General features: G+C 65.4%; 5 protein-coding genes and 1 pseudogene. 3 read left to right on the top strand and 3 right to left on the bottom strand.

Annotated features, from left to right (window positions below):
* Nucleotides 1–34: 34 nt before the first annotated feature.
* Nucleotides 35–1,738, bottom strand: coding sequence for an amidase (locus G3436_RS11735; protein ID WP_163945018.1), 1,704 nt, complete (start codon nt 1,736–1,738; stop codon nt 35–37).
* A 117-nt stretch (nt 1,739–1,855) separates the two neighbouring features.
* Nucleotides 1,856–4,099 (bottom strand): TonB-dependent siderophore receptor, encoded by a 2,244-nt coding sequence (locus G3436_RS11740; RefSeq protein WP_163945021.1) that lies wholly within the window; start codon nt 4,097–4,099, stop codon nt 1,856–1,858.
* 373 nt (nt 4,100–4,472) lie between these two features.
* On the opposite strand from G3436_RS11740, the pseudogene G3436_RS28890 reads away from it, so the two are divergent.
* The 3 genes and pseudogenes from G3436_RS28890 to G3436_RS11755 form a co-directional block, all read left to right on the top strand.
* A pseudogene (locus tag G3436_RS28890) lies at nt 4,473–4,641 on the top strand (GntT/GntP/DsdX family permease); the annotation flags it as partial.
* Nucleotides 4,642–4,762: 121 nt separating this feature from the next.
* Entirely contained in the window at nt 4,763–6,115 is a 1,353-nt protein-coding gene (locus G3436_RS11750) for a D-serine ammonia-lyase (protein WP_163945027.1), read from the top strand.
* A 15-nt stretch (nt 6,116–6,130) separates the two neighbouring features.
* Nucleotides 6,131–6,958, top strand: coding sequence for a LysR family transcriptional regulator (locus G3436_RS11755; RefSeq protein ID WP_163945030.1), 828 nt, complete (start codon nt 6,131–6,133; stop codon nt 6,956–6,958).
* Here G3436_RS11755 and G3436_RS11760 read toward each other — a convergent pair.
* Nucleotides 6,865–8,451 carry a TonB-dependent siderophore receptor gene (locus G3436_RS11760; protein WP_338001243.1) on the bottom strand — a complete coding sequence of 529 codons (1,587 nt, stop codon included), beginning with the start codon at nt 8,449–8,451 and terminating at the stop codon, nt 6,865–6,867. The two genes, G3436_RS11755 and G3436_RS11760, sit on opposite strands and share 94 nt — an antisense overlap.
* Between the last annotated feature and the right edge of the window lie 43 nt (nt 8,452–8,494).

Raw genomic sequence — 8,494 nt, forward strand, 5'->3', positions numbered from 1 at the left:
AAGAGGCCGGCTCAGCCCGCCGAGCGGTTTCTATCTACACCAACGCTGGCGTACGCGGCGGAATCATCCGCTTCGACCCGGTCGCCTCGAACGCCGACGCCAGCCGCAGCAACGCCGAATCATCATACGCACGCCCGGCAAAGGTCAGCCCCACCGGCATGCCGATGTCCGCCATCACCCCCATCGGTACCGTCACCGTCGGCACCCCCAGGTGACGAATCGCCAGGTTGCCGTTGGCCACCCACACCCCGTTGCTCCAGGCGATGTCTGCCGAGGCCGGGTTCACATCCGCATCCGCCGGCCCCACATCGGCCACCGTCGGGAACAGCACCGCATCCAGGCCCAGCCGGTCCATCCAGTCTTCCAGGTCGATGCGCCGGGTCAGCTCCAGCCCACGCAGACCGTCGGGCAGGGTATCGATCTGGTCCCACGGCGTGATGCCGCGCTCGGCCATGCGCACGTACTCGTCCATGCCCGCCGCCAGGTCGCCCTCGCGGTTGGGCAGGGTGCCAGGGTCATGCGGGAAGATCAGCGGCCCGTCCACATCCACCAGGCGGTTCAGTTGCAGGTCGCCATTGGCCTGCAGGAAATCATCGAACGCCCAGGCCGTCAGGTCCCACAGTTCATGCTGCAGGAACGCCGTGGACACCAGTCCGCGATTGAACACGGTGGGTGCCCCGGGGCGATCGCCCTCGCAGTTCGACACCAGTGGGAAATCCACCTCCAGCACTTCGGCACCGGCTGCTTCCAAGGCACGCCGCGCCGCTTCCCACAGGGCGATCACCGACGGGCGCGTATGAATGCGTTGGCCTGTGGGGCCGCCAATGCCGGGCGCCTCGGACGTGCCCGCCTCAAGGTCCTGGTTGATGTACATGCGCGGGATGCCAAAGCGCTTGCCGGCCAGTGCCTCTGGAGCTGCCGCCAACTGCTGATAGGTGGCGGGGCGCACCGAGGCAACGGCCGGAATCGGCACCCAGGGCTGCAAGCGCCACAGGTCGCCGCGGGTATCGGGGTCTTCGGCCACCACCACCTCGAGCACTTCAAGCAGGTCGGCCATGGTGCGCGCGAATGGCACCACCACGTCCATGGTCGGCGTCAGCGGCCAGTTGCCGCGCACCGAGATCACCCCGCGCGAGGGCGTGTACGCGCACAGGCCATTGTTGGAGGCCGGGCCGCGCCCGCTCGACCAGGTTTCCTCGGCCAGGCCAAAGGCCGCGAAGCTTGCCGCGGTGGCGGTACCGGCGCCGTTGGAGGAGCCGGAGGCAAACGGGGCGGTCAGGTAGGCAGCGTTGTACGGGCTCTCTGCGCGGCCGTACACCCCACGTTGCATCCCGCCGTTGGCCATGGGCGGCATATTGGTCTTGCCCAGGCAGATCGCCCCGCCAGCGCGCAGGCGCTCGATGGTGAAGGCGTCACGCTGCGCCACCAGGTTGGCAAAGGCCGGGCTGCCAGACGCCGCCGTCAGGCCCTTCACCAGGTAGCTGTCCTTGGCGGTGTAGGGGATGCCGTCCAGCGGGCCGAGGGGCTGGCCGCTGGCGCGGCGATTGTCGCTGGCGCGTGCTTCATTCAGGGCTTCGGGGTTGCGCACCACCACGGCATTCAGCGCAGTGGGGGTGCCTGCGCCGTCGTAGGCATCGATGCGGGCGAGGTAGGCCTGCACCAGTTCGACCGAGGTGGTATGGCCGGCTTCGAGGGCGGCGCGCAGGTGTGCAATGGAAACTTCGGTGACTTCGATCATGCGCTTAACACCAACGTGTAGGTTTCGTGTCGGTTCGGGGCCGAACCGACCCTTGAACGGTATGATTTCGGCGGTTGCCATGGGCCGGAATCATACCTGTGTTGGCGATCGATGTACTCAGAACTGCCCGCTCAGGCTGAGCAGGAAACTGCGCGGCTCACCGTACAGGTTGCCGTAGCCGGTAGACGACACGGTGCTGTAGTAGGTCTTGTCGAACAGGTTGTTGGCGTTGAGCGCCAGCGTCCAGTGCTCGTCCAGGTCGTAGGCGGCGCGTGCCGAATAGAGGGCGTAGCCGCTTTCGACGAAGGTGTAGTCCAGCGAGTCGCCGCTGGTCGAGCCCATCGGCACCACGGTGCCCGCTTCGCTGTGCTGGCTTTGCGCGACTACACCGGCGCCCAGGCTCAAGGCGTGCAGGCGCTGGAAGCGGTAGTCGCTCCACAGCTTGAACAGGTGGCGCGGGGTGTGCGTGCTGAAGCGTGCGTCGCCCGCGCGTTTGTTCTCGTTGGCGTTGTAGGTGTAGCCCATCGACACCTGCAGGCCCGGGGCGACTTCGCCATTGAGCTCCACTTCAAAGCCCTGGCTCAGCTGGTAGCCGTTGCCCACATAGCAGCAGGAGGTGACGGCGCCCCAGTTACGCGGGTAGTTGGGGTCGGTCTGGCCTTCACCCTTTTTCTCGATGCGGTACAGCGCAAAGCTGCCGAGCAGGCGGCCATCGGCCATTTCGCTCTTGATGCCGATTTCATAGTTGGTGCCGGTCAGCGGCTCCAGCGCCTTGGACCCCGGCGGCGGGCCTTGCAGCAGGGTGGCCTGGGACTTGTAGATCTCGGCATGGCTGGCATACAGGCTGAGGGTTGGCGTGAGGTCGTAGACAATGCCGTAGTACGGCACGAACTGCGGGTCTTCTTCCACCGAGGACAGCCTCTGGCCAGTGGCGCCGACGTATTCGGTGTCTTCCTTGAGGGTGTAGCGCCCACCGACGATCAGCGACAGGTCGTCCACCGGACGGATGCGCAGCGAGGTGTAGCTGCCAACCTTGCGCACCTCGGTGGAGGTGTCCGGGAAGCTCTCGGCGGTAGGGTAGTAGCCGGGCAGGGTCGGCGAGAACACCGAGTCGGCATACAGCATGTTCCAGTAGCTGCCGCCCTTGCCCTTCTTGTTGCTGGCGTCCACGCCCACGGTCAGGTCGTGACGGTGCCTGAACAGCTCGAACGAGCCCTGGGTATTGAGGTCCAGGGTGGTTTCGGTAGTGCGAAAGTCGTGCTGGTTGTTCCACCACACGCCACCGGCGCCGGTCACCGGGTCGATCGGGTTCTCCAGCTCGACCACGTTCTGTGCGTTCTCGTTGATGTTATGGCGCAGGTTGGCCACGGCCTTCCACGAATCGTTGAGCTGCTGGTCCAGGCGCACGAAGAAGGTGGTGCTTTCGATGTCGTTCCAGCTCCACGGCGTGGTCAGGTTGGTGCTGCGCGGTAGCCCCAGGTCGGAACCGTCGGCGAAGCGCCCCAGGGTGTTGCGCACACCATTGAGGTCGTCACGCTGATGGCTCAGGCCAAAGAACAGCAGCGACTCGTCGGTCACGTCGAACTCGAACGAGGCGTAGTTGAGGTTGCGCTTCTTGTGGTCGTAATCCACGAACGAATGCTTGTCTTCCAGCACGCCCACGTAACGACCGCGCAGTCGACCGTCCAGGCCCAGCGGGCCGGTCACGTCGAACTCGCCGCGGTAGTTGTCCCAACTGCCGGCCGAGCTCATCAGCTTGACCTGGGGCTGGGCCAGCGGGCGCTTGTACATGAAGTTGATCACCCCGCCAGGCTCGCCGGCACCGTACAGGCCGTCGGCGCCGCGCAGCAGACCGACGCTGTCGAACTGCGCCAGGTCCTCAAAGCGGCTGCTGTCGAGCAGGGTCGAGGTGGCACCGCCTTCGTAGCGCACGTTGGTGATCTCGAAACCGCGCGACACATAGGTGTTCTTGGCCCAGGCCTCCTTGCGCGTGACGCCGGTCATCTGGTTCATCACCTGGTCCATGTTGGTCAGTTGCTGGTCTTCCAGGCGCTGGCGGGTGATGACCGTGACCGACTGCGGGATCTCGCGCAGCTTCTGCGGCCCCTTGCCGCCCATGCTGGTGGTACCTGGCACATAGCTGGCGCTGTTTTCCGTGGTTTCACCGAGCGATTGCGCGTCGATGGTGGTGGCCGACAGTTCCAGTCCTTTGGCGGCCTCGGTGTCGTCCTCTGCTCGCGCCTCATGCTGGGGTGGCTCGACACCTTCGGCCCGCAACGGTGTGTGCAGGAACGCGGTGGCGAAGCCGAGGCAAAGGTGGAGCGGCAGAGGGCTGAACCGGGAAGCGCGGAGTGCGGGCATGCGATGGATCCAATTGGTAATTGTTATCGAATGCGAATTATTGATATTTGCGGTTTATTTTCAAGAGGTATTTTACAAAATGTTTTTCAGGCTCGATTCGATGCCCTCGGCAGGTGACCTCACATCATCCATCCATTGAAAATCCATCCTTTGTAAACCCCGCTACCGGTGCCGCTTAATCGCTCCCGGCCGCGATCCGCGCAGCCCGCTGAGCTCACTACAATAAAAAGGCGATGCCATGCATGAAGACGCGGGTTTGTTACTGATATTGATGGCCGCCATCGGCCTGACCGTGGTGCAGGTGGTGCGGTTGCGGGTGCACGCGCTCCTTGCCCTGATGCTGGCCAGTTTCGTGGTCGGGGCTGGCGCGGGCATGCTGCCGCTGCACCCCGCGGCGATGGCGATCACGCAATTGCTGGGTGGCGATGTGGGCAAGGTGATCCTGTATGGCTTGATCGTCGGCCTGCCGACCGCAGTGATCGCCGGCCCGGTGTGGGTTGCCCTGGTGTGCCAGCGTCATGCACCTGCCACCGCGCAGGCGCCGCTGGCAGTGCCAACCCCGCGTACCGACGGCCTGTCGCTGCCTGGCCGTGGGCATGACGCTGCTGGTTTCGCACTGGGCATGAACCTGCCCGCCCCATCGATTTTTTTCAGGAGAACTGCATGACCCTCGACACGCCCCTCGACCAGTGGCTGCACAGCCATCCGCTGCTGGGCCAACTGACCCGCCTGGAGCCGCTCAGCTGGTTCAACCCGGCACTCGCACCGACCGCCCAGGCACTGGGCGATGTGCCGCTGACGCGCGCCGACGTGGACGACGCCAGTGCGCGCCTTGACCGGTTTGCCAGCTACCTGCGCGCGGTGTTTCCCGAGACTGAGGCCAGCGCCGGCATCATCGAGTCGCCGCTACTCCCGTTGCCGCACCTGCACGCCGCCCTGTGTGCCGAGGCCAACCTGCCGGTGCAGGGCGCACTGTGGCTCAAGGCCGACAACCTGCTGCCGATTTCCGGCTCGATCAAGGCGCGCGGCGGCATCTACGAGGTGCTCAAGCACGCCGAAGACCTGGCGCTGGCCGGTGGCCTGCTGACGCCTGGCATGGCCTACAGCACGCTGGACAGCGACGCGGCGCGGGCGTTTTTCGGGCAGTACAGCATTGCCGTCGGCTCCACCGGCAACCTTGGCCTGTCGATCGGCATCATGAGTGCGCGGTTGGGCTTCAAGGCCACCGTGCACATGTCGGCCGATGCCCGGCAATGGAAGAAGGACCGCCTGCGGGCCTGCGGCGTGGAGGTGATCGAATACGCGTCCGACTACAGCGTGGCGGTGGAGCAGGGGCGCCAGCAGGCTGAGGCCGACCCGCGCTGCCACTTCGTCGACGATGAAAACTCGCTCAACCTGTTCCTCGGCTATGCGGTGGCGGCCCGTCGCTTGCAGCGCCAGTTGCAGGCGGCCGACATTCGCGTGGACGCCGAACACCCGCTGTTCGTGTACCTGCCGTGTGGCGTGGGTGGTGGGCCTGGCGGGGTGGCGTTCGGGCTCAAGCAGCGCTTCGGCGATGCGGTGCACTGCGTGTTCGCCGAGCCGACGCACTCGCCGTGCATGCTGCTGGGCGTGTATACCGGCCTGCATGATGCAGTGAGCGTGTACGACGTGGGCATCGACAACCGCACGGCGGCGGACGGGCTGGCGGTGGGGCGGCCCTCGGGCTTTGTCGGGCGTTCGTTGCAGCGCCTGATCGACGGCTACTACACCGTCAGCGACGCGCAGCTGTTCCGCCTGCTGGCACAGATGGAGGCCACCGAAGGCTACCGCCTGGAGCCCTCGGCCATGGCCGGGTTGCCGGGGTTTGTGCAGGTGTTGCAGGAACAGCAGGGCTACCGCCAGCGCCTGGGCCTGAACGAGCAGCGCCTGGCCAATGCCACGCACCTGATGTGGGGCACCGGTGGCAGCATGGTGCCCGACGAAGAAATGCACGCGTACCTGGCGCAGGGCCGTAAACTGCTGGCCGGACACTAGCGGAACCTGCGCTCGATGCTGAACCTGCCACCCCGTTTGAGCACGCGGCTCAACAGCTCGCAATTTGCCAACCTGCACACTTTTCTGGTGGCGGCGCGGCACTTGAGTTTCGCCCTGGCGGCCGAAGAGCTGTGCCTGACCCCCAGTGCGGTGAGCCACCGCATTGCCCTGCTCGAACAGGCGCTGTCGCTGCGCCTGTTCGAGCGGCTGACTCGGCGTATCCGCCTTACCAGCGAAGGGGAGCGGGTGTTCGCGATTCTGCAGGGGGCGATGGGGCAGTTGTGCGATGCGCTGGAGCAGTCACCCCAGGCCGCGCTGTCGGGGCCGGTGGCGCTGTATGCCCGGCCGTCGGCTGCGCAGTGCTGGCTGGTGCCACGCCTGGCGGATTTTCACCAGCGCTACCCGAACATCGCGCTGGACGTGCGGGTGGGCAACGACGCAGTCGACTTTCGCACGCAGAACATCGACCTGGCGTTGCTGTACGCCAATGGCGAGTTTGCCGGGCTGGTCAGCCATGCGCTGATGAGCGAAACCATTGCGCCGGTGTGCAGCCCGCACTATGCAGCGCTGCACGGTTTGCACGGTGCGCCGCACAACCCAGCGACAGCGCGCCGGCGCCGCGCGCAATCAATGGCCGTGCCGTTCTGGGGCACGTGGTACCTGCTGGGGATGTCGCTGCCGACGGCGCTGGGGGGCTGTTGGGCCCCCGCTTGTTGCGCGGGTGGACAGCGGCCGCTGCGGGCGTCTGCTCAGAAGCTGTACTTGGCCGTGAGGGTGAAGTTGCGCGGGTCGCCAAACACGTCGTACGGGCTCCAGGTGGAGTTGCTGGCGATGCCCTGGTAGTACGTCTTGTCGAACACGTTGTTGAGGTTCAACTGCGTGTCGAGGTTTTTGCTGACCTGGTAGCCGGCCATCAGCCCGACCAGGGTGTAGGCGTGCTGCTCGACGCGGTAGTTACCGAACACATTTGTGCCCTTGTTGAAGGTGGCGCTCTGACGGTAGAGGTTGGCGCCGACGCGCCATTGCTTCAGGTCGCCTGGCAGGTGGTAGGTGGTGTTGGCCTTGAACAGGTGGCGTGGCACGTCGCTGTCGAACAGCCGGCCCTCCTTGGCCTTGTCGGCATCCTGCTCGTATTTGGCCTGGGCAAAGGTATAGCCGGCGCCTATCTGCCAGTTGGGCGTCAGTGCACCGTTGAGCTCGAATTCGATGCCCTGGCTGCGCACCTTGCCAGCGGCTTCGTAGCAGGCATAGCTGCCCGCCGGGATGACCTTGCAGCGGCTGGCGTCGGCCACTTCGGCCGCGCGGTTGATCTGGTCGATCTGGAACAGCGAGGCGCTGGCGTTCAGCGCGCCGTCAACGTATTCGCCCTTGATGCCCACCTCGTAGTTTTCGCCGACGATGGGCTTGATGCCGGCGCCTGTGCCGTCCTTCTCGGTCTGGGGCTGGAAGATGTCGGTGTAGCTGGCGTACACCGAGTGGTGGTCGTCCAGGTCGTAGATCACGCCGGCATAGCGGGTGACGTTGCGTACCACCTTGGTCTTGCCCGAGGTGTAGTACTGGTCGTTGATCTGGTCATAGATCGCGGTGGCGTCGTACCAGTCCAGGCGCGCGCCAAGGATCACCTTCAGCGGCTCGGCCAGGTTCCAGCGCGTGCTGAGGTAGAGGCCTTCCTGATCGACCCTGTCGTCGATGGCGTAGATGTCCGGCACGTTCGGCCTGGCCAGGCCGCCCGGGTTGAAGCGATTGAGCTCCGGCACGTCGACGAACACGGTGCCGCCGGTGGCCTCGGTCTTGAGTTGGCGTTTGCTCGCGCCTACCACCAGCTCATGCTGGCGGCCCAGCAGGGTGAACGGGCCACTGGCGAAGAAATCGTAGCTGGACTGGTCGAAGTCGCGGCCCTGGTTGAAGATGCGCTGACGGTAGGTGGCGTCGTTGTTGCGCTCCAGCACGCCGCCCATCATCTTGAATTCGGACCAGTTCTTCGACGCCCCCAGGTGCAGGCGCCAGTCATTGGCCAAGTGCTGGTCGAGTTCGACGAACACGCTCGTGTTCTCCACGTCCTGATGCGACCAGCTGTAGCCGAACGTTTTGGAACGCGAGAAACCCACGTGGCTGCCGTCGGGGTTGACCGGCAGGCCGCCCCAGTTGATGTTGTTATTGTCGTTCTGGTTGGACGCGCCCACGCTCAGGGTCGTGCTGTCGGTGAGGTCGAACTCGCTGATGGCGTAGAACACGCCACGCTCGCGCCCGGCGTAATCCTGGTAGCTGTCCCTGTCGTTGTAGGCGCCGACCATGCGGCCGCGCACCGTGCCGCCCTGGTTCAGCGGGCCGGACACATCCAGCTCGCTGCGGTAGTTGTCCAGCTACCGGCGCTGCCGG

Origin of the sequence: Pseudomonas brassicae (genome assembly GCF_010671725.1) — a bacterium.
Classification (GTDB): Bacteria; Pseudomonadota; Gammaproteobacteria; order Pseudomonadales; family Pseudomonadaceae; genus Aquipseudomonas; species Aquipseudomonas brassicae.

Coding starts and splice junctions, on each gene's coding strand:
- G3436_RS11735 (WP_163945018.1), bottom strand. CDS start 1,738: ATGATCGAAGTCACCGAAGTTTCCATTGCACACCTGCGCGCCGCCCTC.
- G3436_RS11740 (WP_163945021.1), bottom strand. CDS start 4,099: ATGCCCGCACTCCGCGCTTCCCGGTTCAGCCCTCTGCCGCTCCACCTT.
- G3436_RS11750 (WP_163945027.1), top strand. CDS start 4,763: ATGACCCTCGACACGCCCCTCGACCAGTGGCTGCACAGCCATCCGCTG.
- G3436_RS11755 (WP_163945030.1), top strand. CDS start 6,131: ATGCTGAACCTGCCACCCCGTTTGAGCACGCGGCTCAACAGCTCGCAA.